Origin of the sequence: uncultured Chloroflexus sp. (assembly GCF_937129525.1) — a bacterium.
Taxonomy (GTDB): domain Bacteria; phylum Chloroflexota; class Chloroflexia; order Chloroflexales; family Chloroflexaceae; genus Chloroflexus.
The window spans coordinates 1-24,504 of the sequence record NZ_CAKZNK010000083.1 but is presented as its reverse complement, the minus strand read 5'-3'; the positions used below and the strand labels follow the sequence as shown (position 1 = coordinate 24,504).

Below are 24,504 nucleotides of genomic sequence, written 5' to 3'. Positions count from 1 at the left end.
GGGAAGCAGCGCCAACGGATGCGATTGCTGCGCCGCCCGCGCAATGCGCAATCACTATTATTACGTCAACCTGAAGGAGTGCATGTGAGCGATTGGATCCTCACAACGCAAGCGCTTACCCGCGACTTCGGCAGTCTGCGCGCCGTTGATCACGTCGATCTCCAGGTGCGCGCTGGCAGTATCCACGCTATCATCGGCCCGAATGGCGCCGGCAAGACCACTTTGTTCAACCTGATCAGCGGCTACATCAAGCCAACCTCAGGTCGGGTATTGCTGCGTGGGCGCGACATCACCCGGGTTCCGCTGCACCGGATGGCTCATCTCGGCATCGGACGCTCATTCCAGATCACCAATATTTTCCCTACGCTGACTGTCCTGGAAAATGTGCGACTGGCGGCGCAGGCGCGCGGCGCCGACAATCTGCGCCTCTGGCGCAATGCCGGCAAGTTAACCGCCTACATCGAACGAGCGTACACTGCCCTGCGCCAGGTCGGTCTGCACGAACGAGCCGCGCAGATCGCCGCCACCCTGCCACACGGCGACAAACGCCGACTTGAGCTGGCTATCCTGCTGGCCGGTGATGCCGACATCCTGCTGCTCGACGAACCAACTGCCGGTATGGCCACCGAACAAGTGCCGATGCTGCTTGACCTCTTGCGTGGCATTCGGCAAGGAACAAACAAAACGATTTTGATTGTGGAACACAACATGTCAGTCGTGATGAGTCTGGCCGACACTATTACCGTCATGCATCAGGGTCGCGTGCTGGCCGAAGGCAGTCCAGCCGAGATTAGCGCCAATCAGGCGGTGCGTGAAGCCTATCTAGGCACAGCCTTTGCTGGAGGGCAGCTATGAATGAGGTGCTGCTCGAGGTTGATACCATCCATACCTTTATCGGTCAGTTTCACATTTTGGAAGGTGTCTCACTCAAGGTACGCGCCGGGAGTATCACTGCCCTGCTTGGTCGAAATGGCGCCGGCAAGACAACGACACTGCGCTCGATCATGGGCCTCAACCCACCGCGCAGCGGGAGCATCCGGCTCGGCGGCGAGGCGATCAATGGACGGCCAGCTTACGAAATCGCGTATCTCGGTGTTGGCTATGTGCCCGAACATCGCGCCATCTTTCGCGATCTGACCGTTGAAGAGAATCTCCGGCTGGCAGAGCGCAAACGGGGAGATCTGGCCAGACGCAGTGACTTCATCATGTCGCTCTTCCCCGATCTGAAGCGGTTTTACCGTCATCCCGGCGGCAAGCTATCAGGAGGTCAGCAACAAATGCTGGCGATTGCCCGGGCGCTGGTGCCTGACAATCGCTTGTTGCTGATCGACGAACCAAGTGAAGGACTGGCGCCGATCATCGTGGAGCAAATTGTGGCCGCGCTACGCCAGATGGCGACTGAAACGACCATCTTGCTGGTCGAGCAAAATTTTGCCCTGGCTGCGCAGTTGGCCGACGAGTACTACATCCTCGACGATGGGCGCAGTGTGCAACATGGACGGATGGCAGACCTGACGCGCGATCACGCCACCATCGACAAATATCTCGGCGCGGGGTGAAAAAGACCAGGGTGTGGAACGAAGATGACATCTATACATTGCGCAGGGCAGTGAACGGCGTGAACCAATGGCATTGTGAGCGTTCAGCGCCGTTCTGACAACCAGATCATTTATCACTCACGAGGGACTTCCATGATCGAACTGATCCAGCGCCGGCGTGGCTTGATTGCCGGCATTATCGCGATCATTCTCTTTGGCATGTGGGCATCAACCCAGTACGAACCGCGTGTGCTGGCCAGCATCTTGCTCTCTGGCCTCACACTAGGCGCGCTCTACTTTCTGGTTACATCTGGCCTTTCACTCATCTTCGGCCTGATGGACGTGCTCAACTTTGCCCACGGCACCCTTTTCATGATCGGCGCCTACATCGGTTTTACCCTCTATGCCAACCCACGGCTGCTGCTCAATACGCTGCCGTTTGGGCTGGCGCTGGTCGCGGGCTGGATCCTGGCGCGATGGTTGCCGGCAAACAGTCTGCCATCTGGTCATCGGCGACCACTCTGGGTTGCCGCAGTGCTGGTTGGTCTCTTCGCCATCTGGAATTTCGAGCTGGCTCCACTGGCGACCACTGCCCTCAGTTCGGGTGGACGAGTGCCAACTGAGCAGGCGCAAGCGCCAACGCCGATCTTTATTGCCCGCGCGCTGGGGCTGGCAGTTGCCGGCGTCATTGCCGGAGCCGCTTTTCTGGCCGGTAGAGAGCACACCCGCCGACCAGAACGGCGCGATCTGATCGTACCGATCATACTACTCGCGCTTGCTTTGCTCATCGCTCCTCTCCGCCTCACCCTGGAAGAGTGGCTGCTCAGTCTTGACTCGAACACGCGCTTTTTGCTGGCGCTGCTCATCGGAGCCGGCGGCGGCGCCGCGTTGGGCGGCTTGATGGAATGGAGCCTGATTCGTCCCCTCTACAGCCGCCCGATCTATCAGGTACTGGTCACGCTCGGCCTGGTCTTCGTCGGCACCGAACTGGTCAAAGGGGTCTGGGGGCCAGGTGGCTACTTCATGGAATTACCGGCATGGTTCAGCCAGCGCGGACCGAACTGTCCGTCACCTAACCTGATTGCATGGTTGCAAGACAACTGCGCCAGCATTGACGTATTGGGCCGCCCATTCCCCAGTTATCGCATCTTCATCATTGCGCTCGGCATCTTGATGTTTGTCGGGATTGCCGTTCTCTTGCGCTACACCCGGCTGGGGATGATCATCCGTGCCGGCGTGCAAGATGGCGAAATGGTGCAGGCATTGGGCATTAACGTTCGTCGCGTCTTTACCCTCGTCTTTGCGCTCGGCGCCGGTCTGGCCGCGCTGGGTGGCGTGGCTGCCGCGCCCTTCCTCGGCATCAGTCCTGGCCTCGGCCAGGAGTTTCAGTTACAGGCCTTCATCGCCGTCGTCATCGGTGGTATGGGCAGCTTCACCGGCGCAGCAATCGGATCATTGCTGGTAGGACTGGCGCGCGCGTTCGGCGACCAGATTGTGCTGACCGGCATTCAACTACCCTGGATGAGCGAAGCAATGACCTTTTCACCTTCAATCGCGCGCGCCTCAACCGTCTTGATTATGGCACTGGTGTTGCTATTGCGCCCAGCCGGCCTGTTTGGCAAAAAGGAGTAAGTGATGCGGGAGCGTCTGAAATCATCGCAGTGGGCCGGCCTCGGCTTGATCGGCGGCCTGGTTATCTTTCCGTTTGTGATTGCGCTACTGACCGGACAGCCGGTCGATGCCGGTGTGCCCAAGTTCTGGCAGGGGATGCTGATCCAGGTCTTCATTCTGGCCGTCTTCGCTATGAGCTACGACATCCTGATGGGTTATACCGGTATTCTATCGTTCGGCCATGCCCTCTTTTTCGGCACCGGCGCGTATACCGTCGGGATTCTGCTCAAGCACGCCGGTTGGGATCTCGGCGCGGCGCTGCTGGCCGTGATTGTCATCGCCCTCGTCCAGAGCCTGATTATCGGCCTGCTCTCACTGCGGGTTAGCGGCGTCTACTTCGCAATGGTCACGCTTGCCTTCGCCCAGATGGCCTTCCTGCTGGCCGAAGCGACCGACTTTCGTCAGTGGACGGGCGCTGAAGACGGGTTGCAGAGCATTCCGGTACCGGCATGGATCAGCCCGACAAATGAACGACTGCGGTTTTATTATGTCACATTAGGTTTCACAATCGTGATGTACCTGTTAGCGCGACAAGTTGTCAACTCACCGACGGGTAAAGTGATGATGGCGATTCGCGACAACGAGACGCGGGCGAAGGTATTAGGCTATCACGCGCTCACCTTCAAGCTGATCGCAATCACGGTGAGTGGTATCATGGCGGCGCTGGCCGGCGCATTCAACGCGCTCTGGAATCTCAATGCCAATCCGGCAGTACTCGGCGTTGGTACCACGATTAACGCTCTGTTGATGACGATTATCGGCGGTGTTGGTTCGCTCATCGGGCCAATGCTGGGGGCCGGCGTGATCCAGTTACTCGGCTACTGGTTGAACGTCTTTTTCGGGCCGAGCTGGCCGCTCCTGTTTGGTATCATCTACATTCTGATTGTGCTCTTTTTACCCTACGGCATTATCGGCACGTGGCGACTGCGCGGCGCAAGCTGGATGGCGCTATGGCGCAAACGGTTGCAAGAATTGCGGGCGCGGCTATGACACTGCCGGGTCTCAACACGCGAGATCAGGCATCCGGTTCTTCCACTACCCATAACGAGAAGGAGTGCACCACCGCGCCGGCTTCGGTGAGCGCGCACTCGATGGCCAGACGACGGTCGAAAGGGCAGGCAAATGCTATCAAGCCGCCGTTGCGCGCATTGCGGGCGCGGCTATGACACTACCGGGCCTCAACACGCGAGATCAGGCATCCGGTTCTTCCACTACCCATAACGAGAAGGAGTGCACCACCACGCCGGCTCCGGTGAGCGCGCGCTCGATAGCCAGACGACGGTCGAAAGGGCAGGAAAGTGCTATCAAGCCGCCGTTGCGCGCATTGCGGGCGCGGCTATGACACTACCGGGCCTCAACACGCGAGATCAGGCATCCGGTTCCTCGACTACCCATGACTGTACGCCGTGGGTCACAAACGAGAAGGGACGCACCACCACGCCGGCTTCGGTGAGCGCGCGCTCGATGGCCAGACGACGGTCGAAGGGGCAGGCAAACACCATAAAACCGCCGCCGCCGGCGCCGGAGATCTTTCCGCCCCAGGCGCCATGTTTGCGCGCCAGCGCATAGACCTCTTCGACGATAGGGGGTGCAATATGGGGCGAGAAAGCCTTCTTCACCTCCCAGGCATCGTGCAACAGCCGGCCAAAATCGGCAATTCGCTGTTCGCGGAGCAAGCGCGCCGCCGTATCGACAAAGGCTTTGGTTTCATGGTGCAGCCGCAATGTGTCACCTTTGACCAGGCGCTGCACCTGATCGGTCATCAGGTGGCGGGTGAGTAGCTGGCGATCGCCGATATAACCCAGGATCAGGCAGCTCTCTAATTCGAGCAACGCTGTTGGATCGCTCAACACCGGCTCGACAATAACCCGATCGCTCCCGAAGTGGTAGACGCACATGCCGCCGAAGACGGCTGAATACTGATCTTGCCGACCGCCGGGGATGCCGAGATCCACGCGCTCGATTCGATACGCCAGCTCGGCAAGCTGGTGTGGATCGGCGTTCTGTCCTGCCACTGCATAGAGCAGCTTAAGCATGCTAACTACCAGCGCCGACGATGATCCGAGGCCAGAGCCGGGTGGGGCATCGCTGAACATCGTAATCTTGTAACCGGCGGTAGCTGGCCGTAACTGCGGCAGCGCATCGAGCACTGCCTGGGGTAGCGCCAGCTTGCCATCCCATTCGCGGTCGCTCACCTGCCGGCTCACCTCTTGCAGATCGAGCGAGCGAATCAGAATGCCCGGCGTATTGCTGGTCGTGAGCATGCAACGCACATAGAGATTGATCGTGCAATTGAGCACTTTACCGCCGTATTCTTCGGCATAGGGGCTTACATCGGTGCCGCCGCCAAAAAAGCCGATTCGCATCGGCGCGCGGGCTTTGTAGATCTTCATGCGTTCCTCCGGCCATTGCGCAGTGCCGCGGCGCCAGTATACCAGAAAATGGCACGCTCTTCTCAAGCGCGCGCCACCGCTGCATGCGAGCAAGTTCTTTGGAACGCAGATCTTTGCTTCACGTTCAGACTACAGTACAATATTATTATGAAGATTTTTTACAGCGTCGATCATCATCATCACGATCCACCGTTTGAAGTGCTGGATGGGCGCAGTGTGCCCTACTTCGAGACACCAAGACGGGTAGCAATCATTCTTGCAGCCCTGGCTGCCGCCGGCTTTGCCTCGCCAATTGCCGCCTCACCGGCAACGCTATCCGATCTGACGGCGGTGCATACTCCCGACTATCTCGACTACCTTGCCCAGGCTGTCGCGCGCTGGCAGGCCGCCGGCCTGAGCGAGCCAGTACTGCCGTCAGCGTGGCCGTTGCCCGGCCTGCGACTGCGCAGCGATTGCCCACAGGCGGCTGCCGGTCGCTATACGTTCGACCTTAGCGCGCCGATTATGACCGGAACGCTCACCGCCGCGCTCTCATCTGCCGGAACGGCGCTGGCCAGCGCAGAGGCGCTCTTGCAGGGAGAACGCTACGCCTATGCTCTCTGTCGTCCACCCGGTCACCACGCTGCCGCCAGCATGGCCGGCGGCTATTGTTACATCAACAATGCGGCGCTTGCAGCCGATCGACTGGCGCGCAGTGTGACCGGTAGTGATGCGACTTGGACATTACGCGCGCCGGCGGTAGCTGTGCTTGATATAGATTATCATCACGGCAATGGCACGCAGAGCATCTTTTACGAGCGCAATGATGTGCTGACCGTATCGCTTCACGCCGATCCATCCCGCGAGTACCCCTACTTTCTCGGTTATGCTGATGAGCGGGGCGCCGGCGCGGGTGAAGGTTTCAATCTCAACCTGCCACTTCCGGCGGGAGTCGCGGATCGCGACTATCTTTCGGCGCTTGCGCAAGCGCTGCAAGCCATTGCTGATTACGGACCGCGTTACCTGATCGTCGCGGCAGGCTTTGACACCTTCTACGACGATCCTCTCGGTGATTTTGCCCTGACAACCGCAGCCTACCGCGCAATCGGCGCCGCGATTGCGCAGCTCGGGCTGCCCACGCTCTTCGTGCAAGAGGGTGGCTACGCCATCGATGCATTAGGAATCAACGTCGTCGCTTTACTACAGGGAGCACTTTCGTATGCTTGATCATTCGCTCGATCCGCCGCAGACGCCGGCGCCTATCGCGCCGACGTGGGGTTGGCGCGATTTTGTCATCACCCTGCTGGTCATCGGTTTTAGTGGCGCGCTCATTGTCGGCGCGGTGCGCCTCCTGGCTACTTTAACCGACTGGGACACATCGCGCGGCTTTATCAGTCCGCCGGTCTACATTGCCGGCACATTACTCTATCTGATTATTGGCGGCGCTATTCTTGCCATTATCGGCCCACGCGCCGGCTGGCGCGACCTTGGTCTGCAATGGCCGTCCTTTCTACACCTGGCCCTGGTACCACCTGTGTTCATCTTCGGCATGGGCATGATGTGGCTGACCAACATCGCCGTTATGACCCTGTTGGGTGAAATGGAAAACCCCCAAATCGAGGCGATCTCCGGTGGGCAACCATTCGGCGGTGGCGAGCTGGTCGTGTTATGGTTGCTGATCGGTGGGATCGTGCCTGTAGTCGAAGAACTCTTCTTTCGTGGCGCGCTTCATCACCTGCTCCGCCGCCATCTCAGCGCGACACTCACTATCGTGGTAGGCGCAGCGATCTTTGCCATCGTTCACTTCATTCCCATGCTGGTGCCCGGACTGTTCGTTGCCGGATTGTGCCTCGGCTATCTACGCGAGCAGAGCGGCTCGATCTGGCCGGGTGTGATCTTCCACATGCTGCAAAACACGCTGGCGCTACTGGCAATGGCGCTGGTACTGGCAGCAGGTGGAGCATAACTAACGCCGGTTTCCTCTGACATGCTCATCGCCAGAGCTGCGAGTGCCGGTCACGCACTCGAGACCGCTAGCGCTCGCAGCCTCATCCCCTCACCCGGCCTTCACCAAACATTTGCGCACAGTAGTGAATTCTTTTCTGCACAACCGTTGCCGGGCATACTATACTGCCATTGCCTTCAAAACCAACAGTAACGAGGTGAGGCAGTGGAAACCCCCGAATCACAACTCGAAACCCTGCGCCGGCTCCGGGAACGAGCATTGCAGGGCGGCGGTCAGGAACGAATTGCGCAACAGCACGCGCGCGGCAAACTGACGGCACGCGAACGGTTAGGATTGCTGCTCGATCCCGGTTCGTTTCAAGAGATCGGCGCGCTGGCGACCAGTATCACCGAGGATGAGGGGCAACGCATTCCCGGCGATGGCACCGTCACCGGCTTCGGTAAGATCAATGGGCGGCGAGTGGCAGTCTTCGCCCAAGATTTCACCGTCATGGGCGGATCATTTTCGGCGGTGCAGGCCAACAAGATCTGCCGCATGCAAGACCTCGCCATCGAGAGCGGGATCCCGATCATCGGGTTGAACGACTCGGGGGGAGCGCGCATTCAGGAGGGCGTGCGTTCCCTGGCCGCCTACGGAGAGGTCTTTGTCCGCAACGTGCTGGCCTCAGGCGTGGTGCCGCAGATTTCCGCCATCCTTGGCCCCTGCGCTGGCGGCGCCGTCTACTCGCCGGCATTGACCGATTTTGTCATCATGTCGGAATCAACCGGCTACATGTTCCTGACCGGCCCCGATGTCATCAAAGCCGTCTCGGGACGCGACATCTCGACCCAGGAACTGGGCGGCGCGGCAGTGCATTGCGCTCGCAGCGGCGTGGCGCATCTCTCGGCCCCTGACGACCAGGCGGTGATCGAACTGATCAAGCGCCTGCTCAGTTATCTGCCGCAGAACAACAACGAAGATCCGCCCCAGATCATGCCTTACGACCGCGCCGACCGCCAGGAACCGGCATTGAATGCGCTGGTGCCGGCTGACGAACGGCAGGGGTACGACATTCATACCCTGATTGATCTGGTCTTCGATTACGATAGCTTTCTCGAAATCCAGCCGCTCTTTGCGCAGAATGCGGTGGTCGGTTTTGCCCGGCTTGACGGCTACGCCGTTGGCGTTGTCGCAAACCAGCCCGCAATGATGGCCGGCGCACTCGACATCGACGCCAGCGACAAAATTGCTCGCTTTGTGCGGATCTGCGATGCGTTCAATATCCCGGTCATCACCTTTGTCGATACACCAGGATTTCTTCCCGGCATCGAACAAGAGTACGGTGGCGTGATTCGGCACGGCGCTAAAATCATTTACGCCTACAGCGAAGCCACAGTACCTAAAATCTCGGTCGTATTGCGGAAAGCTATCGGTGGCGCCTACGTGGCGATGTCAAGCAAGCAACTGCGCTGCGACCTCAACTTCGCCTGGCCGTCAGCCCAGATTGCCGTGATGGGCGCCGAGGGCGCAGTCCGCATCCTGCAGCGCGACGAATTGCGCGCCGCCGCCGATCCGGGCAAGCTGATGGAGCAGTTTGTCGCCGAGTATCGACGAAAGTTCTTCAATCCATACCATGCCGCCGATCTGGGCCAGATCGACGAGGTGATCGAACCGGCTGAGACCCGGCCACGTCTGATTCGCGCGCTCGAAATCCTGCGCACCAAAGTGCAGCAGAATCCGCCGCGCAAACACGGCCTGTATCCGTCATGAGGCAAAGCTGGAGGCGCAATGGAGAATCCAGGTTTCGGCTTAATGATGACTGCGCTCGGCATGGGGCTGGTGTTTGGCGTGCTGGCTCTCTTGTGGGGGATGCTAACCCTGCTGACCCGCTTTGATCGCCCTGAGGCGTCATCGGTCAATGAGAGTGTGCCCGCAGATGAGAGTGCGTCAACCGCTACCGAACAACTTACCGCCGAGGAGCTGGCAGCGATTGCGGTTGCAGTCAGCTTCCATGCAACGATGCTGCGTCGAGAAGCTGCGCCGGCAGTGCGCAGCTACTGGCCAGGCAGTCTACTGTTCGCCAGCCGCTGGGTAGCCGCCGGTCGCGCCCGCCAAAACCAGAGCTGGCAACGAAGGAGATAAATCTGCAATGCGCCGCTATCACCTGACTATCAATGGTCAGACCTACACCGTCGATATTGCCGAACTGAGTAACGACCGCTTCGCCGTGCAGCTCAATGGCCGTGAATTTGAAGTGCAATTGAGCGAGAGCGGCGAGGTGAGTGAGATTGTGCCGCGCGCCGCGCCGGCGCCGGTCGCGATCACGCCGCCACCGACCACCGCGCCCGCTGCGCCACCGACAGCCAAACCCCTACCCCCGCCAACAACGGTTGGTGACAACCTGATTCGGGCGCCGATGCCGGGCACCATCTTGCAAATTGTCGTCTCACCTGGCGCCAGAGTCAAGCGTGGCCAGCCGATCATCGTGCTCGAAGCGATGAAGATGAACAATAGCATCGGCGCCCCGCGCGATGGCGTAGTTGCGGCAATTCTGGTCAAAACCGGCCAGAGCGTCGGGTATGGCGAACCACTGGCCCAACTGGCGGATGCCTGAGCTGAACCGGTTAGAGGCAAGTATGACCTTGCCGGCGTAGAGGCACACACCGAATGTTGCATGACAAAGCGATAAACATATGGATGACATCGCGATCCGACTCGCACAGGGAATCACCTCCATCACCTGGCAATCGCTGGTGATGATCGGAGTATCAGCGCTCTTGTTCTATCTCGCGATTGTGCGCGACTACGAACCATTGCTTCTTTTGCCCATTGGCGCCGGCGCGTTGCTGGCCAACCTGCCACTTTCGCCACTGCTTGGTGAAGACGGGATGCTCACCATCCTCTATAACGCCGGGGTCGGCAACGAACTCTTTCCACTCTTGATCTTTATCGGCATCGGCGCGCTCACCGACTTCAGCCCGCTGCTTTCCAACCCGCGCATGGTCTTACTCGGCGCTGCCGGTCAATTCGGCATCTTCGGCACCCTGCTGGCGGCGCTGGCGCTTGGTTTTAGCCGCGAAGAGGCGGCTTCAATCGGCATTATCGGCGCCATCGACGGCCCTACCTCAATCTATGTTTCCAGCCTGCTCGCGCCGCAACTGCTTGGGCCGATCACGGTCGCAGCGTACAGTTATATGTCGCTGGTACCGGTCATCATGCCGCCGGTCATTCGCGCTCTCACCACGCCAGCCGAGCGAAAGATTCGCATGGCATACACCAGTCGTCCGATCAGTCGCCGCACCCGCATCCTCTTCCCGATTGTCACCACCATCGTGGTTGGCACGCTGGTGCCATTTGCCATCCCGCTGATCGGTATGCTGATGCTAGGCAATCTCATGCGCGAGTCAGGAGTCGTTGAGCGGCTCACCAACACCTCATCGCGCGAGCTGGCCAATATCGTCACCCTCTTTCTCGGGCTGGCAATCGGCTCGACAATGGAAGGAGTCCGCTTTTTGCAACCGGCCACGCTGGCCATCCTTGCGCTTGGCATCCTGGCCTTCGTACTCGACACAGCAGCCGGTCTCATCTTCGGCAAATTCCTGAACTTGCTCAGCCGCGGTCAATTCAACCCCATCATCGGCGCTGCCGGCATCAGCGCCTTCCCGATGGCAGCGCGAGTCGTGCAAAAGATTGCCCATGACGAAGACTTCGAGAACTTTCTGCTCATGCATGCAATGGGCGCCAACGCTGCCGGCCAGGTGGCAAGCGTCGTGGCTGGCGGCGTAGTCCTGGCGCTCATGGGAGCATCGTAAACGCGCAGCCGAACCGGAAGCTGTAACCGGCGGCGTACAATGAGAAGAGAGCAACGAATGATGGCAGAGGAGCTATCTATGGCAAAGACTGAGCGCGTAGCGGAATGGATGACCGAAAATCCGATTTGCGTGTCACCCGATTTCTCAGCGCTGGCTGCTTACGAGCGCATGCGAGCGCGCGGGGTGCGGCGAATGCCGGTCGTAGATAAACAGGGGAATCTGGTCGGGATCATCACCCGGAGCGACATCGAGCAAGCGATGAGCCATCCGCGTGACGACGAAGAGCGCCGCCTGGCACGGTTCAACCTGGCTGGCCAGACCGTCGCTGAATTGATGACACCGAACCCACTGACCGTCGCATCCAGCGACTCCATCGGCAAAGCTGCCGCCATCATGGTGCGAGCGCGCGTCAGTGGCCTGCCGGTCGTGGACGACGGACGGCTGGTTGGGATCATCACCGAATCGGACATCTTCCGCCTGGTCGCCACAACCTGGGCAGCCGAAGAGACCGCATAGCTGCCTATCGCTCACAGGTTGGATCAGCGCCAGTGCCAATGCATACATCGAACCCAGCGCCGCCAATGAGGGCATCGCTGCCCTGACCACCAATGAGACAGTCATTGCCACCCAGCCCATCGATGGTGTCATTGCCAGCGCTGCCCACGATGAGATCATTGCCGGCTGTCCCCTGGATCGTCCCGGCGCCGGTGATGATGGCGCTGAGCCCCATCCCGGCGCAGGCTGGCGGCGCTATATCCTGTGGACTCACAGCGACATTGATGTCATCCATCGCGGCTGCGGGGATGACAATCGTGGCCGCCGCAGCCAGCGCCGTGGCGCCAATTAGCACACCAATCAGTCCCAGAACGATGATGCGGGTCATGCCTCACCTCGTTCCCTGTCCCACCTGAGCTGACGCGCTTCCTGCCAGGCGCGGGCAAATGCCGGGTTCACGCTCCGTTCGCGATAGGCGGTAAACGGATCGATCCCGGCAGCCTGACAGGCTTCACCGATCAAACCACGCTGCCGCAGCGCAGCAAGAAACCGGTCGCGCCAGTCTTCCGACAGCGTCACACGCGGTACCGGCGCCGGGAGCGTCTGGGTATTTGCGTGATCGGTCGCTGACGCTGGCGAACGATACACGTACACGGTATCGTGATCGATCAACAGGTATTCAACCGGCGTTCGACTCAGGTCACGCATCATCAATCCGCCGGAGCGTTGCGTCAGCCGGGCCAGATCGGCAATGGTTGCCACTTCCACGCGCGGCAGATCAACGGTCGGCGCGGCTCCGCTGATGATCAGATTGCCGTACCAGACCTGAATCCGAAACGCTTCATCGTGTTGCCAGCGACGCCACAAAGGCCAGCCAACGGCAAGGGTAATGATCGTCAACCCACCGGCAATAATCGATCCCCACAACCGCAATTCCTGCACGCCGAGACTGTAAAAAAAGAGCGTGATCTGCGCCGGCTCGACGCGCATCCGGGTCAGATTTCCATCAGTCCAGGGCGCAAGCCCCTGCTGGCTATCGTTCGGATTGACCAGCGTCAACTGCGCTTTATCAAACCGAAACAGCAACTGTGGCGCAAAGGTGTCGTTCAAGGCCAGCCCTTCAATCTCACCGTTCATCATCACGGTGGGGATGATAGCGAGCAGATAATATTGATGACTCAATCCGGTCTGTTGTTCAAGCTGAACAATCAGCGCGCGCAGCTCGGCCAGATTGATGACGCCACGCGCCATTGCGACCGGTCCGTTGAAGGTCATCGCCGGCATCAATGTCAACCGCCGCCGCCAACCGTTGGCCGCGCTCACTTCGGCATCCATGCCGATAGTGCCATCAGCCGCCGTCACATCACGCAATTCGTAACGAAAATCAACGATCAGCGTCGATGAGAGTTGAAAGTAGACAGGATCCCCAGTCTGCGCTTGCGTCGTATCGTAAATACCGTCTGGCGCATCGGCAACATAGGTAAACGTCCCTTGCTGGCGATAACCGACCGACTCGGTAATCACCCGACTGGTCGGTTGGAGAAAGGCATAGCCGGTCAGTGCCGCCACAATGAGCGCCCCCATAGCGCTGAGTGTCACCAGGGCCAGTTTAAACTCAACCGGCTGCGCATCTGGCCAGCGCTGCCGACGCTGTCGGCCTGCATGTTGATATTGCCGGGTCATCAGCGTGCCTCCCACCAGCACAGCAAGGATCAAAAACCAGTATTGCCGCGCCAGCACGAAAACACTTCCTAAACGTGGAATGTGCAACCAGGCTCGCCCTTCGATCTCTTCCGGCAGCGGCTGATAGGGATCAATAAAATCATTGTGATCACCCTTTAACAGCCACCGTTCACCGTTCTGACCAATAATGCGATGAATGACCAGCCCAATCTCGGGATGACGATAGGTGACAATATCGCCAACTGCGTAATCGGTTGCCGCGCGAGTAATGACCAGATCGCCGCGAAGGTAGAGCGGCGCCATACTATTGCCGTTAATCACCACAAAACGAGTTGGGCCACCGAGCGAGATGGGGGCAAACCACCACCAGATGAGCGCCAATCCCACCAGGATTGCCAGTCTGCGTAACCATATGCCAGGGAGAGATCGTTGCATTCTTCTGCCTCATGAAAGTATTTGTATTCTCACGCAGACAGTGGGCAATTTCTCATTTCACATCAACTTCCCTTCCACCTCGCTCACTATCCAGAACGGGCAAGAAGACGATTCTTGCTCGTCTCCCTGCCCATTCCTCCCGCGCTGCAAATCAGACTAGTTGTGCGCCACGATGCGCAGCGTGGTGTGAGACGCAATCGCGACATTCGGCGTTGGGTCTGCCGTCCAGGTGCCACCCGACTCGGTTGCGGTCACCCAGTTTGAGCCATCAAGCTGAACAAGAACGGTCGTTGGCGCAGCCGCGCCGGTCAGGGTGAAAGTGACTTTGTCGATCATTGTCGGATCGGCGGCATCGTAGACATAGGTCAGGCTGCCGACCGTGTAGCCGCTGATTGTCAGCGAGCCATCGCCAGCCACCACAACCGCGCTACCAAACGAGTTGGTAGCAGCGAAGCCGTAAGCAGCAGCAGCCAGGGCCAGAGCCAGAACAGCGGCGATCAGGGTTTTGGGATGCAGGATGGTAGCCATATCACGCCTCCTTGCGGTCTTGAAACGGTTCGTTAACCGTTTCTTCAGATTTGATGATAGGCGCTACGTTGGCTTATTACAATCACATAAAAGTATGCTCCTATTATTTATCGTTCTGTGGCGAGCCATATGACCAAAGTACTATCCAATATCGTGAAAAATCACGCGATAAATCGTATCATCGTTGCCGTAGATCAACGACAGCGAGACGACGTTACCCCTGGCGGAATCAGTCGTTATCGTGTATAACAACACATACCGGTACCGCACATCACCACTCACAAAAAGGAGATGCAATGGAGCAACAGATCCTGGTGATCGGTGCGTTGGGGCAAATCGGCTCCGATCTGGTGCCAGCGCTGCGCCGCTTGTACGGCGCCAGCCGGGTCATAGCGAGCGATGTGAAACCGGCGCGCGACGATGAAGGGCCGTATGTGATGCAGGATTGCACCGACGGCGCTTCCCTGGCCGAATTGGTACGCCGCTCGCGAGTGAAGGTAATCTACCATCTCGCCGCTATGCTGTCAGCTACTGCCGAAAAGGATCCCCAACAGGCATGGCGTCTAAACGTTGACGGTCTGTATACCGTGCTGGAAGTGGCTCGAATCCATCAGTGTCAGATTTTCGTTCCCAGCAGCATTGCCGCTTTCGGTCCAGAGACACCACGCGATCCCACGCCACAAATCACGATCCAGCGTCCAACCACCATATACGGCATCAGTAAGGTGATCGGTGAGCTACTCTGCGCGTACTACGCAACCCGCTACAACGTCGATGCGCGCGGCCTGCGCTTCCCCGGTCTCATTTCAGCCACAGCCCCGCCCGGTGGAGGCACTACCGATTACGCGGTTGAGATCTTTCATGCAGCGCTCGAAACCGGCGCTTATACCTGTTATCTGCGACCAGACACTCGCCTACCCTTGATGTATATGGCCGATGGTATTCGCGCTATCCTGGAATTAATGGCCGCCGACCGATCGCGCCTGCGCTATGCAAGCGCTTACAATATCCAGGGTTTTAGCGCCACGCCTGCCGAACTCGCCGCCGCAATTGCCCGGCGGATCCCTCATGCACAAATTACCTACGATATTCAGCCCGACCGGCAGGCCATCGCCGACTCGTGGCCGCGCGCGCTCGATGATAGCGCCGCCCGCGAAGATTGGGGTTGGCGACCGCAATATGATCTGGAAGCGACGGTCGATGAGATGTTGAACGCGATCCGTTGCCAGCATACGTAGCCCGTTGGGGTGTAGATTGTTACCAGCTTGTTGTCAGGCCAGAGCGAGATGGAGACTGCCATGCCATACGACCGCCTTACCGATCTGCTGCAACGCCAGCTTGACCAGTTGAGCGCCGAACGGCGGCGCAAAGGGTTTGAGCGCGTCATCACTGAGCGAATTCCAGGTGATGGCATCCGCGGGCCGCGCTACCGTGTCGCCGGCTACGATCAGGTGTTTATTCGCATGAATTCAAACAGCTACCTGGGGTTAGCCAGCGATCCGCGCCTGATTGAAGCCGCCGAATCGGCCACCCACCGCTTCGGTGTCGGGCCTGGCGCTGTCCGCTTTATCAGTGGCACACTTGCGCCGCACGTCGAGCTAGAACAACGTTTGGCGGCTTTTCACCATCGCGAGTCTGCTATGCTCTTCTCCAGCGCCTATGCGACAGTTTTGAGCGTCATCACATCACTGACCACGCCCGATACAGCTATCATCAGCGATGAACTAAACCACAACTGCATCATTAACGCCATCCGGCTGGCTCGTCCGCGCGAGAAACTGGTCTACCGCCATCTCGATCTCGATCAGCTTGATGCGGCATTGGCGCAGGCATCCCGTTCGTGCCGGCGCGCCATCGTGATCACCGATGGCATCTTCTCGATGCGCGGTGTGCATGCGCCGCTCGACCGCATCGCCGACATTGTGGCCCGCCACGATGTCGCTTTTGCCGAAAATGTGCTTCTGATCGTTGATGACTCGCACGGAGTGGGAGCGTTCGGCGCAACCGGTCGCGGTTGTGAGGAATACTGCGGCGCGCAAGCCGATCTGCTGATCGGCACGCTTGGCAAAGCGTTTGGCGCTAACGGTGGTTATGTCACCGGCCCACAGGTGTTGATCGATAGTCTGCGTGAAACCAGCCCAACGTACATCTATTCCAATCCGATTACGGCGGCTGAAGCGAGCGCGGCAATTACCGCGCTTGCTATTCTCGATAGCGCTGAGGGGCAAGAGCGTCTGGCCCATCTCCGCGCAATGACAGCGCGTTTCCGGCAGGGATTGCGCGACAACGGTTTCGAGACGCTACCCGGTGACCATCCGGTAGCGCCGCTCTTTGTGCGTGATCCAGCAGCAACAGCGGCGCTGGTCGATCAGCTCTTCGCTCGCGGCGTGCTCGCCACCGCCATTATGTACCCGGTCGTGCCCCGCGGTGATGATAGCATTCGTTTTCAGATTAGCGCTGAACATACTGCCGCCGACATCGACGAGGCACTGGCGGCTTTGCAGAACGCGCGTTAACTTCTTGCGGAGACGCAGCGTGAACGGGTCGATGGTGTCGCTGCGTCTCTGTTCCCCGATCTTCTATTGACAACGCCTCAGCCTCCAACGTATGATACAAATATCAATAATTAAATCTTCACCTTTATCTGCAATCGATTATATCAACTGAATGTACAGGTCATTTCTCATGACGCAGCAACTGCGCCTGCTCTACGATTTTGCTCGCCCACATACTATCATTGCCACCAGCGTGCAAGTTGTGACCATGTTGATTATCGTCGCCGGGTGGCGTCTACTCTCGCCTGATCTGATCGGATTAGCATTTGCGACTCTGATCGTCTGTCTGGCCCTGAATCTTTACGTGGTTGGGATCAACCAGTTGACCGATGTGGCAATTGACCGCATTAACAAGCCATGGTTGCCGATAGCCGCCGGCAGGCTGAGCGCGCGTGCTGGTATGCGCATTGTTGCTGTAGCGCTAACGATTGCGCTCATCGGCGCGCTCTTCCTGAGTCCTCCCTTGTGGTGGACGGTGGCGATCATTGCGCTGATCGGTTCACTCTACTCGCTACCCCCGCTGCGGCTGAAGCGACGACCGTTTGCCGCTGCGTTGAGTATCGCCAGCGCGCGCGGAGTGATTGCCAATATCGGTCTGGCGCTCCATTATCAGCATTGGCTGCAAGTCGAACTGCCACTGACTACCCTTATTCTGGCCGGCGTCTTCTTCTTCGGCTTCGCGCTGGTGATTGCGCTCTACAAAGATTTGCCTGACGACCGCGGCGACCGTCTCTACCAGATCGAGACGTTGACCACCCGGTTGGGGCCACAACGGGTGTTGCAACTTGGCCGGCTATTGTTGACGATGTGTTATCTGTTGCCAATCGGGGTTGGGATCTGGTCGCTGCCCGCTTTTGCCGCCGGTTTCCTGGCCTTAAGCCACACGATAGTGATCGCACTCTTCTGGCTGGTGAGTCTACGGGTCGATCTACGGCAACAACAGTCGATTACAAATTTTTACATGTTTCTGTGGGGTATTTTCTATACTGAGTTTGCTTTGCTCAGTATCTATCAACTGACCAATTGACCGGCGCGCGGTAAAGCGAAGCGGAATAGCGGGTTTCTGGCTATGCACGCCAACTGGTTGCAGACCTCAATCGATCTCATTCGGCTCGGTCGTCCGCTACACTTGCTCGGCGGCGCCATCTTTTATGGCGTCGGCGTTGCTGCAGCAGGAGTCGCGCCACGCGACAGCGGGCTGGCGCTGCTCGGTCTGTTAACTACCTTGAGCGCGCAGCTTATGAACCATTACAGTAACGATTATTTTGATCGTGATGCCGACTGTGCCAACACGACGCCAACTCGCTGGTCAGGCGGGAGTCGTGTCTTGCCCGCAGGTCGCTTGCCGGCACAGGTAGCGCTGGTGGCGGCGTTAGGCTGGGGTGGACTGGCCCTCCTTTTGGCGCTGCTGAGCGCAGTGCGCTCACCTGATCCGACGCTAAGTATTGGCGTGTTTGGCATCGCCATTGCGCTGGCGTGGGTCTACAGCGGGCCGCCGCTCTATCTGCACCGACGCGGTTGGGGTGAGGTCATCGGCGCGCTACTAGTGCCGGGAATGACAGCGATTGCCGGATTTACGCTCCAGACCGGCACGATCCAGCCAATCATCGTCCTGGCCGTTATTCCCCTCTGCTGCCTGCAATTTGCCATGCTGGTTGCGGTTAGCTTGCCGGATGTTACCGGTGATCGAGCAGTCGGAAAGCGCACACTGGCCGTCATCGTTGGCCCGCAGCGGGTCGTGCAGTGGCAGATTGGCGCGATTGTGGCGGCTTTCACCTCACTGCCGCTTATCACTGCCGGTGGAGTGCCTTGGCTGGTCGCCGTCGCGCCGCTCACAACCGCTCCCATCGGTATCTGGCTGATCAACCGGCTACGGAAGGGGGCATGGGCCGATCCCTCCAGTTGGGATGTTTTGGGTTTCTGGAGTATTGGGCAATTAGTTGGAAGCGCCGGCATGATGTTACTGGCGTTTCTGGCGATAAATTAACAAATATTGCCAGGGCGCGCGAATGTACGCCCTGGCATTACGCTATCACCACAAAGCAAACACCCGGCTCGGCCCGCCTGAACCGGCAGCAATCTTCGGCGCACCGACCACCAGAGTTGCCCCACTCGGCGGGATCGATTCGAGATTGGCCAGATTTTCCAGTCCCCAGCGATTGGTTGGCAACAACGTATAATGCACAGCAAACGAGGTCGAAGGACCGTGATCGAGACTCAGCGTATCGACGCCAATTCCACTGATACTGCGCTCAGTCAACAGGAAATCGATTGCATCTTTGCCAAAACCTAGAAAATGCATCACGCCACTAGAATCGGTATTGCGAAACAGCTCAACCGAGTGTGCCCGCGCTCCCCAACCGCTCGCCATTAAGACAGCCGCATTGTTTGGAATCCGCCCATAGCGTCGCTCCCAGGCTCGAATATCGTCTGGCGTCACCACCGTATCGGGATCGCGCGCTGCCCGCTCGGTGATATTGATTACCACTGCCGGCACAACCAGCGACCGCGCCGGTATCTGGTCAACGAAGAGACCGTTGGGAGCAAAGTGTACTGGCGCATCCATATGAGTGCCTGAATGTTCCCAGTAGTTGAGAATGCTTCCATAGTAGCCATCACGGTCGTGGAAGACGACCGGCGTGATCTGAAATGGCGCCGCGCCGGGGAAGAGTGGAAATTGCGTTCCAAGGAGGTGCGTGAGATCGGCGACATTGTTGAAGCTCACCCGGCTGGTAGTTGCAGCCTCGGCTGTGAACGGCGCCGCGACGGCAGCAACTGCTGCGCCAAGACCGAATTTGAGCAGGCTACGCCGGCTGATCTCAGGTGACTGCAGCGAGTCGATGAAGCGTGGTGGACACATAGACAGCACTCCTTCACAATTGCAATCAGGCGGATCCTGTTATGTATGTTCCGGCAACCGCTCAACGCGACCGCGCAACGGTTGCGGCTGCAATACCGCCAGCAATACCGGGCACAAACGTTCCAGATCGGCTTGCAGCGCAGCCATCTCGCTATCACTCACCTCACCGCGGTAGTGCAGGGTGTAGCTAAGGCCGGTTGGCGCAACCGGCGCATCAGCGCTCACTCCCATTGCGCCACGATAGTCGATCTGGCCGGTCACTTCAACACGCAAATCGTCAAGTTCCAGCTCGCGATCGGCGGCCAGCGCCAGCGCCGAATGGGCAATGCAGCTCGCCATTGCCGCGAGCAACAGCTCTGGCGCATTCGGTCCCAGATCATAGCCGCCGAGAGCAGGGCCTGAATCACTCAATACGCTATGCTCACGCACCCGCACTGGACGCAAACCGGTGCCGGCTGCCACAGTTACCGTAGCGCGCAACGCAACTGGCGTCGGTGGTTGTTCGCGCAGGCGAGCGCGAAACGAGGCCAGTGCCTGCCGCTTGCGGCGCAAAAATTCGCGCAAACCCCAAATAGGCGCCATACCTGTCTCCCCGCGTCGCGAGATACACTCGCGTAACGTCGCTGAACAAATGTACCCGGTACGCCACCGATAAGCGCAACCGCGCTGCCATGAACATTTGCGGCAGCCTTTGCCGCGCAATCTTTCAACTGTGATTTTATTTATCGGGAACGTAATCTATATATTAAACGGATTGCTTTTTCTGTCAAGCTATACTAATGCTATCCGAAACTGTCCATTTCCGGCTACAATATCGACATACAATAGCAGTCGGCGCAACATCACTCACGCTGTCGTTCACTGCGCCGGAGGAAAAACCATGCTGACGATTGAAATACTGGTCGGCTCGCTAATTGTCGTCTGCCTTGTGGCTGCTGGCGTAGCCATATACCTCTGGCCGCGCCGAACTGTGCCAAGCGGGGCCGAATTTATCCTGATGTTGGTGTCCATCACGGTTTGGGCCGGGGCTGACGCAATCGAACTACTGGTGACAACGCTCGAAGCCAAGGTCTTTTGGCGTCTTGCCCAACAGGTTGGGATTGTGGTACTACCGCCAGGCTGGCTCCTCTTCGCGGTATCTTATCTTGATTTTCAACCGTGGAGTCGCTCACGCGCGCGCTGGTTACTCTTCGCGCTCCCGGCGACAACATTGCTACTTGCGCTAACGAATGACTGGCATCATCTTTTCTTCCAGGAACTGCGTCTCAGTCAGCCACCGAACAGCCAGCTCGAAATTGTGCCCGGTCGCTGGTTTTGGGTACATATCGGCTATTCATACATCTGTCTCACGGTCGGACTGGCTCTGATTGTCGGCGCTTTCTGGCAGGCATCGCCGCTCTTTCGGCGTCAGGCTTTGTTGATCGGTGCAGGTTTCCTGTTTCCTTTTCTCTCGAATGGCGCATTCTTGAGTCAGGTTACTGCGCTGGGTATCGATTTTACTCCCATCTCTTTTTTGCTCTCAGCTCCATTCATCATTGCAGGGCTATACCGCCACCAGTTTCTCAATCTGGTGCCTGTTGCCCGCGATCGCGTCATTGAAGCAATGGCGGATGCAATGATTGTGACCGACCGCCAGGATCGCATCGTTGATTTCAATCCTGCTGCGCAACGTCTCTTCGGTCGGTTGCTCGAACGCAACCGACTATTGTCAGACACGCTCAAATGGCCTGCATTACTGTCCGCGTTACAAATCGCGCAGTCGCAACGTATCGAGCTGAATTGCCCTGAGCATCCTGAGCGTTTCTTCGATATTACTCTCGATCTCATCTTCGATCGTAGTGGCCGATCAAGTGGTCGGATCCTGGTCTTTCGTGAAATTACCGAACGCAAACAGGCTGAGCGACAACTGCAAGAAGCTCTTCGGCGCTTCACCGATATTATTGAGCAAACGCCGCTTGTGGCGATCCAGCGCTTTGACCGCAACGGTATTGTGCTGGAATGGAACCGGGTCTGCGAGCAGTTTTACGGCTATACCGCCGCTGAAGCTTGCGGTCGCCGCATCCAGGATCTCATTCTGAGCGGCGATGAAGTGGTTGAGTTTGAACATGAGCTTGAGCAAATCTGGACAACCGGACAGGCATTGCCACCACGCGCGTGGCAGATCCACACCAAAACTGGCGAGCAACGCTGGCTCTACTCGGCTATGTTCCCGCTGTTTATGCGCGGGCAGGTGACCGACGTTGTCTGCATGGATGTTGACATCACCGACATCCGCCGCGCCGAAGAGAATCTGCGTCGTCAACACGATCAACTGGCAGCGCTTCATCGGCTCACGTTCGACTGGCTCAATCGCCGCGAGATGAAGGATTTGTTGCAAGCGATTACCGATAGTGCCTATCGTCTGCTCAACGTCAGCTATACCGAACTTTTGATGGCTGAAGGCGAGCATACCCTGGTTGTGCGCGCATGTACGCCATCACTACCCGATCATCTGTTGCGTTCTGAAACGCCGGCCAGCGCGCCGCTCTCCTGGCGCGCCTTTCAGACCCGCCAGCCTGCAATCGTGCTCAATTATACGCAGTGGCCGGATCACCCCCCCGATTATGCGCAGCTCAACTTTGGGCCGGCCATGGTTTTGCCGATTGTGGTTGGCGATGAATGTTTGGGTGTGTTGGGAATGGCGCGTGATCAGGATGGCGCGCCATTTACGCCTGATGAAATTCAGCATGCGATGCTGCTAACGCAACTGGCTGCGCTCGTGCTCGACAATTCGAATCTGTACACTGCTGCCCAGCGCGAGATTGCCGAACGCAAACTTGCTGAACAGCAGCAGGCTAAATTGCAGCAGCAGTTGTTGCAGGCGCAGAAGATGGAGGCGATTGGTCAACTGGCTGGCGGTATTGCGCATGATTTTAACAACATTTTGACCGTCATTACCGGAAATGTTGAGCTGGCCATGCTCGAGATCGAGCCAGATCATCCCATCCATGCTGAGCTTGAGCTGATCCGTCAGAGCGCAGCCCGCGCCAGTGAGCTGGTGCGCCAGTTGCTCACCTTTGCTCGCCGCCAGCCCGGACAGCCTCGACCGATTGATGTGAATCGCCAGATTAATGATACGATGAATATGATGCGGCGATTGATCGGAGAACATATTCGTCTGCGGTTAGAATTGAGTGAGCCAATTGACCAGGTGATGATCGATCCGCATCAATTTGAACAGGTGTTAATTAACCTGGTGGTCAATGCGCGCGATGCGATGCCTGATGGAGGTGACTTGATCATTCGCACAGCGATGACATACCTTTCTGCCAGCGAGATCCCATCCTTTAGCAAAGCGCAAGCGGGTAAGTATGTGCTTCTGTCGGTGTGTGATACCGGTATCGGGATCGATGCTGCAATACTCCCCCATCTCTTCGAACCATACTTTACAACCAAGCCGATCGGTAAGGGTAGTGGCCTCGGTCTGGCCATCTGCGATGGGATAGTGACCCAGCATGGTGGTTTTTTTGCAGTGGAAAGTCAGCCTAATGCTGGCAGTTGCTTTACTGTCGCGCTGCCGGCGATTGCCCGCGAAGCGATCCCGCTCGACGATGAGCAACCAACCGTCGCTCAGAATGTCGATTATACCGGTCACGAGACTATCTTGCTGGTTGAAGATGAACCTGAGGTGAGGCAATCAGCGGCACGGTTGTTGCGTGAACAGGGTTATACTGTTTTGGAAGCAACCCATGCGCAAGAGGCGATTGATCTGGCATTAAGTTATGGCGACGATCTGCGTCTGCTCATCAGCGATGTGGTTTTGCCTCACACCGATGGTATTTCACTGGGCCGGCAGTTACAGCAATTACTGCCACACGTGCGCGTCATTTTGATGTCAGGCTATGTGCAACGGATTCTGGCAAATGGAGATGAGTCACCCTATCCGATATTGAGTAAACCGTTTACACGGTATCAACTGTTAGGAGCGATTCGGAAGGTGATTAATCAACCATTACCAAATTCAAACGAACGGTAACCTGTGATGACGGCTGGAGGCAACCTATGGAACAACTCGGCGGTGTGCTGATAGCTATACTGGTCACCCTACTGTTGGGGATGATCGGCTTTGCAGCCTGGCGCTACTGGCGCGAGCAGGTTAATATTTCGCCTGAGGACGAAGAATTGATGCGCGAAATTGCCGAGCTCAATGACCGACAGGCCAACCGGATCAGCGATCAGCGTCTTCGTTCCGGGATTGATCCTGATGAAGCGTGGCGGATAATGGTTCAACGTGGACGGAATATGCGCCGCCGTCCCCATTCCACCGGTGATCGTTTACGGGATCGATCCCGATGACCCGTATCGTTGGCGTCAATGACCGTGACGACAATCGTGACGAAACGATGCGGCAATGTCCCGTTGCCGCGAACGTCCCGTTGTCGCGAACGTTGCATTACCGATAACGTCCCGTTGCCGCGAACGTTGCATTATCGATAACGTCCCGTAGGGGCGAATAATTATTCGCCCCTACGGGACGCCGGGACGCCGGGACGCCATCCCGCCATCCCGCCATCCCGCCATCCACCATCCCACCATTCCGTCATCCCGCCATCCGGCCATTCCGTCATCCC

At 58.1% G+C, this 24,504-nt stretch carries 23 protein-coding genes; 17 read left to right on the top strand and 6 right to left on the bottom strand.

Going from position 1 to position 24,504, the window contains the following annotated elements; genetic code table 11:
* The first annotated feature begins 84 nt into the window (after positions 1-84).
* The 4 genes from Q0650_RS10440 (at position 85) to Q0650_RS10425 (ending at position 4,199) form a co-directional block, all read left to right on the top strand.
* Complete coding sequence (locus Q0650_RS10440; RefSeq protein ID WP_298818684.1) at positions 85-855, top strand: ABC transporter ATP-binding protein; 771 nt, start codon at positions 85-87, stop codon at positions 853-855.
* Positions 852-1,559: an ABC transporter ATP-binding protein gene (locus Q0650_RS10435; protein WP_298818682.1), complete on the top strand. Its 708-nt coding sequence runs from the start codon at positions 852-854 to the stop codon at positions 1,557-1,559. Before Q0650_RS10440 ends, Q0650_RS10435 begins: the two co-directional genes overlap by 4 nt.
* 132 nt (positions 1,560-1,691) lie before the next feature.
* Entirely contained in the window at positions 1,692-3,170 is a 1,479-nt protein-coding gene (locus tag Q0650_RS10430; protein WP_298818680.1) for a branched-chain amino acid ABC transporter permease, read from the top strand.
* Between the two features lie 3 nt (positions 3,171-3,173).
* On the top strand, positions 3,174-4,199 hold the full coding sequence (locus tag Q0650_RS10425) for a branched-chain amino acid ABC transporter permease (RefSeq protein ID WP_298818678.1): 1,026 nt from the start codon (positions 3,174-3,176) through the stop codon (positions 4,197-4,199).
* Positions 4,200-4,576: 377 nt separating this feature from the next.
* Here Q0650_RS10425 and Q0650_RS10420 read toward each other — a convergent pair whose 3' ends face one another.
* A complete protein-coding gene (locus Q0650_RS10420) occupies positions 4,577-5,602 on the bottom strand; it encodes a GHMP kinase (protein ID WP_298818674.1) in 1,026 nt (341 codons plus the stop codon).
* 147 nt (positions 5,603-5,749) lie between these two features.
* On the opposite strand from Q0650_RS10420, the gene Q0650_RS10415 reads away from it, so the two are divergent.
* The 7 genes from Q0650_RS10415 to Q0650_RS10385 all read left to right on the top strand — a co-directional run bounded on the left by Q0650_RS10415 (position 5,750) and on the right by Q0650_RS10385 (position 11,854).
* Complete coding sequence (locus tag Q0650_RS10415; protein ID WP_298818672.1) at positions 5,750-6,808, top strand: histone deacetylase family protein; 1,059 nt, start codon at positions 5,750-5,752, stop codon at positions 6,806-6,808.
* Entirely contained in the window at positions 6,801-7,547 is a 747-nt protein-coding gene (locus tag Q0650_RS10410) for a CPBP family intramembrane glutamic endopeptidase (RefSeq protein WP_298818670.1), read from the top strand. The genes Q0650_RS10415 and Q0650_RS10410 overlap by 8 nt, the downstream gene beginning before the upstream one ends.
* A 204-nt stretch (positions 7,548-7,751) precedes the next feature.
* Positions 7,752-9,296: an acyl-CoA carboxylase subunit beta gene (locus Q0650_RS10405; RefSeq protein ID WP_298818668.1), complete on the top strand. Its 1,545-nt coding sequence runs from the start codon at positions 7,752-7,754 to the stop codon at positions 9,294-9,296.
* 18 nt (positions 9,297-9,314) lie between these two features.
* Entirely contained in the window at positions 9,315-9,668 is a 354-nt protein-coding gene (locus Q0650_RS10400; protein WP_298818666.1) for an OadG family protein, read from the top strand.
* A gap of 7 nt (positions 9,669-9,675) precedes the next feature.
* Entirely contained in the window at positions 9,676-10,140 is a 465-nt protein-coding gene (locus tag Q0650_RS10395) for a biotin/lipoyl-containing protein (RefSeq protein ID WP_298818664.1), read from the top strand.
* A 79-nt stretch (positions 10,141-10,219) separates the two neighbouring features.
* Positions 10,220-11,338 (top strand): sodium ion-translocating decarboxylase subunit beta, encoded by a 1,119-nt coding sequence (locus Q0650_RS10390; RefSeq protein WP_298818661.1) that lies wholly within the window; start codon positions 10,220-10,222, stop codon positions 11,336-11,338.
* A gap of 78 nt (positions 11,339-11,416) precedes the next feature.
* Positions 11,417-11,854: a CBS domain-containing protein gene (locus tag Q0650_RS10385; RefSeq protein WP_298818660.1), complete on the top strand. Its 438-nt coding sequence runs from the start codon at positions 11,417-11,419 to the stop codon at positions 11,852-11,854.
* A gap of 4 nt (positions 11,855-11,858) precedes the next feature.
* On the opposite strand, the gene Q0650_RS10380 is transcribed toward Q0650_RS10385, so the two are convergent.
* The 3 genes from Q0650_RS10380 to Q0650_RS10370 all read right to left on the bottom strand — a co-directional run bounded on the left by Q0650_RS10380 (position 11,859) and on the right by Q0650_RS10370 (position 14,479).
* Positions 11,859-12,221, bottom strand: coding sequence for a hypothetical protein (locus Q0650_RS10380; RefSeq protein WP_298818658.1), 363 nt, complete (start codon positions 12,219-12,221; stop codon positions 11,859-11,861).
* The gene (locus Q0650_RS10375; RefSeq protein ID WP_298818656.1) at positions 12,218-13,951 is read right to left on the bottom strand and encodes a signal peptidase I; all 1,734 of its coding nucleotides are present in this window, start codon (positions 13,949-13,951) and stop codon (positions 12,218-12,220) included. The genes Q0650_RS10380 and Q0650_RS10375 overlap by 4 nt, the downstream gene beginning before the upstream one ends.
* A gap of 156 nt (positions 13,952-14,107) precedes the next feature.
* Complete coding sequence (locus Q0650_RS10370) at positions 14,108-14,479, bottom strand: hypothetical protein (RefSeq protein WP_298818654.1); 372 nt, start codon at positions 14,477-14,479, stop codon at positions 14,108-14,110.
* Positions 14,480-14,775: 296 nt separating this feature from the next.
* On the opposite strand from Q0650_RS10370, the gene Q0650_RS10365 reads away from it, so the two are divergent.
* The 4 genes from Q0650_RS10365 to Q0650_RS10350 all read left to right on the top strand — a co-directional run bounded on the left by Q0650_RS10365 (position 14,776) and on the right by Q0650_RS10350 (position 19,021).
* Positions 14,776-15,717: an NAD-dependent epimerase/dehydratase family protein gene (locus Q0650_RS10365; RefSeq protein WP_298818652.1), complete on the top strand. Its 942-nt coding sequence runs from the start codon at positions 14,776-14,778 to the stop codon at positions 15,715-15,717.
* 60 nt (positions 15,718-15,777) lie between these two features.
* Positions 15,778-16,995 (top strand): aminotransferase class I/II-fold pyridoxal phosphate-dependent enzyme, encoded by a 1,218-nt coding sequence (locus tag Q0650_RS10360; RefSeq protein WP_298818650.1) that lies wholly within the window; start codon positions 15,778-15,780, stop codon positions 16,993-16,995.
* Between the two features lie 169 nt (positions 16,996-17,164).
* Positions 17,165-18,061 (top strand): homogentisate phytyltransferase, encoded by an 897-nt coding sequence (locus Q0650_RS10355; RefSeq protein ID WP_298818648.1) that lies wholly within the window; start codon positions 17,165-17,167, stop codon positions 18,059-18,061.
* A 42-nt stretch (positions 18,062-18,103) separates the two neighbouring features.
* The gene (locus Q0650_RS10350; RefSeq protein WP_298818647.1) at positions 18,104-19,021 is read left to right on the top strand and encodes a prenyltransferase; all 918 of its coding nucleotides are present in this window, start codon (positions 18,104-18,106) and stop codon (positions 19,019-19,021) included.
* 45 nt (positions 19,022-19,066) lie between these two features.
* Here Q0650_RS10350 and Q0650_RS10345 read toward each other — a convergent pair whose 3' ends face one another.
* Both Q0650_RS10345 and Q0650_RS10340 read right to left on the bottom strand, forming a co-directional pair.
* Positions 19,067-19,894 carry a cyclase family protein gene (locus Q0650_RS10345; RefSeq protein ID WP_298818645.1) on the bottom strand — a complete coding sequence of 276 codons (828 nt, stop codon included), beginning with the start codon at positions 19,892-19,894 and terminating at the stop codon, positions 19,067-19,069.
* A 39-nt stretch (positions 19,895-19,933) separates the two neighbouring features.
* On the bottom strand, positions 19,934-20,476 hold the full coding sequence (locus tag Q0650_RS10340; RefSeq protein WP_298818644.1) for an OsmC family protein: 543 nt from the start codon (positions 20,474-20,476) through the stop codon (positions 19,934-19,936).
* 298 nt (positions 20,477-20,774) lie between these two features.
* Between Q0650_RS10340 and Q0650_RS10335 the strand changes: the two genes are divergently transcribed.
* Together Q0650_RS10335 and Q0650_RS10330 are read left to right on the top strand one after the other, a co-directional pair.
* Positions 20,775-23,909 carry a histidine kinase N-terminal 7TM domain-containing protein gene (locus Q0650_RS10335; protein WP_298818643.1) on the top strand — a complete coding sequence of 1,045 codons (3,135 nt, stop codon included), beginning with the start codon at positions 20,775-20,777 and terminating at the stop codon, positions 23,907-23,909.
* A 26-nt stretch (positions 23,910-23,935) separates the two neighbouring features.
* Entirely contained in the window at positions 23,936-24,229 is a 294-nt protein-coding gene (locus Q0650_RS10330) for a hypothetical protein (protein WP_298818642.1), read from the top strand.
* Positions 24,230-24,504: the final 275 nt, after the last annotated feature.

What these genes read in the sequence shown, in the direction of transcription:
- Q0650_RS10340 (WP_298818644.1), bottom strand. Translation starts at nt 20,476, where the DNA reads ATGGCGCCTATTTGGGGTTTGCGCGAATTTTTGCGCCGCAAGCGGCAG.
- Q0650_RS10385 (WP_298818660.1), top strand. Translation starts at nt 11,417, where the DNA reads ATGGCAAAGACTGAGCGCGTAGCGGAATGGATGACCGAAAATCCGATT.
- Q0650_RS10345 (WP_298818645.1), bottom strand. Translation starts at nt 19,894, where the DNA reads ATGTGTCCACCACGCTTCATCGACTCGCTGCAGTCACCTGAGATCAGC.
- Q0650_RS10360 (WP_298818650.1), top strand. Translation starts at nt 15,778, where the DNA reads ATGCCATACGACCGCCTTACCGATCTGCTGCAACGCCAGCTTGACCAG.
- Q0650_RS10420 (WP_298818674.1), bottom strand. Translation starts at nt 5,602, where the DNA reads ATGAAGATCTACAAAGCCCGCGCGCCGATGCGAATCGGCTTTTTTGGC.
- Q0650_RS10365 (WP_298818652.1), top strand. Translation starts at nt 14,776, where the DNA reads ATGGAGCAACAGATCCTGGTGATCGGTGCGTTGGGGCAAATCGGCTCC.
- Q0650_RS10410 (WP_298818670.1), top strand. Translation starts at nt 6,801, where the DNA reads ATGCTTGATCATTCGCTCGATCCGCCGCAGACGCCGGCGCCTATCGCG.
- Q0650_RS10395 (WP_298818664.1), top strand. Translation starts at nt 9,676, where the DNA reads ATGCGCCGCTATCACCTGACTATCAATGGTCAGACCTACACCGTCGAT.
- Q0650_RS10355 (WP_298818648.1), top strand. Translation starts at nt 17,165, where the DNA reads ATGACGCAGCAACTGCGCCTGCTCTACGATTTTGCTCGCCCACATACT.
- Q0650_RS10425 (WP_298818678.1), top strand. Translation starts at nt 3,174, where the DNA reads ATGCGGGAGCGTCTGAAATCATCGCAGTGGGCCGGCCTCGGCTTGATC.
- Q0650_RS10400 (WP_298818666.1), top strand. Translation starts at nt 9,315, where the DNA reads ATGGAGAATCCAGGTTTCGGCTTAATGATGACTGCGCTCGGCATGGGG.
- Q0650_RS10415 (WP_298818672.1), top strand. Translation starts at nt 5,750, where the DNA reads ATGAAGATTTTTTACAGCGTCGATCATCATCATCACGATCCACCGTTT.
- Q0650_RS10380 (WP_298818658.1), bottom strand. Translation starts at nt 12,221, where the DNA reads ATGACCCGCATCATCGTTCTGGGACTGATTGGTGTGCTAATTGGCGCC.
- Q0650_RS10430 (WP_298818680.1), top strand. Translation starts at nt 1,692, where the DNA reads ATGATCGAACTGATCCAGCGCCGGCGTGGCTTGATTGCCGGCATTATC.
- Q0650_RS10390 (WP_298818661.1), top strand. Translation starts at nt 10,220, where the DNA reads ATGGATGACATCGCGATCCGACTCGCACAGGGAATCACCTCCATCACC.
- Q0650_RS10335 (WP_298818643.1), top strand. Translation starts at nt 20,775, where the DNA reads ATGCTGACGATTGAAATACTGGTCGGCTCGCTAATTGTCGTCTGCCTT.
- Q0650_RS10350 (WP_298818647.1), top strand. Translation starts at nt 18,104, where the DNA reads ATGCACGCCAACTGGTTGCAGACCTCAATCGATCTCATTCGGCTCGGT.
- Q0650_RS10435 (WP_298818682.1), top strand. Translation starts at nt 852, where the DNA reads ATGAATGAGGTGCTGCTCGAGGTTGATACCATCCATACCTTTATCGGT.
- Q0650_RS10370 (WP_298818654.1), bottom strand. Translation starts at nt 14,479, where the DNA reads ATGGCTACCATCCTGCATCCCAAAACCCTGATCGCCGCTGTTCTGGCT.
- Q0650_RS10375 (WP_298818656.1), bottom strand. Translation starts at nt 13,951, where the DNA reads ATGCAACGATCTCTCCCTGGCATATGGTTACGCAGACTGGCAATCCTG.
- Q0650_RS10330 (WP_298818642.1), top strand. Translation starts at nt 23,936, where the DNA reads ATGGAACAACTCGGCGGTGTGCTGATAGCTATACTGGTCACCCTACTG.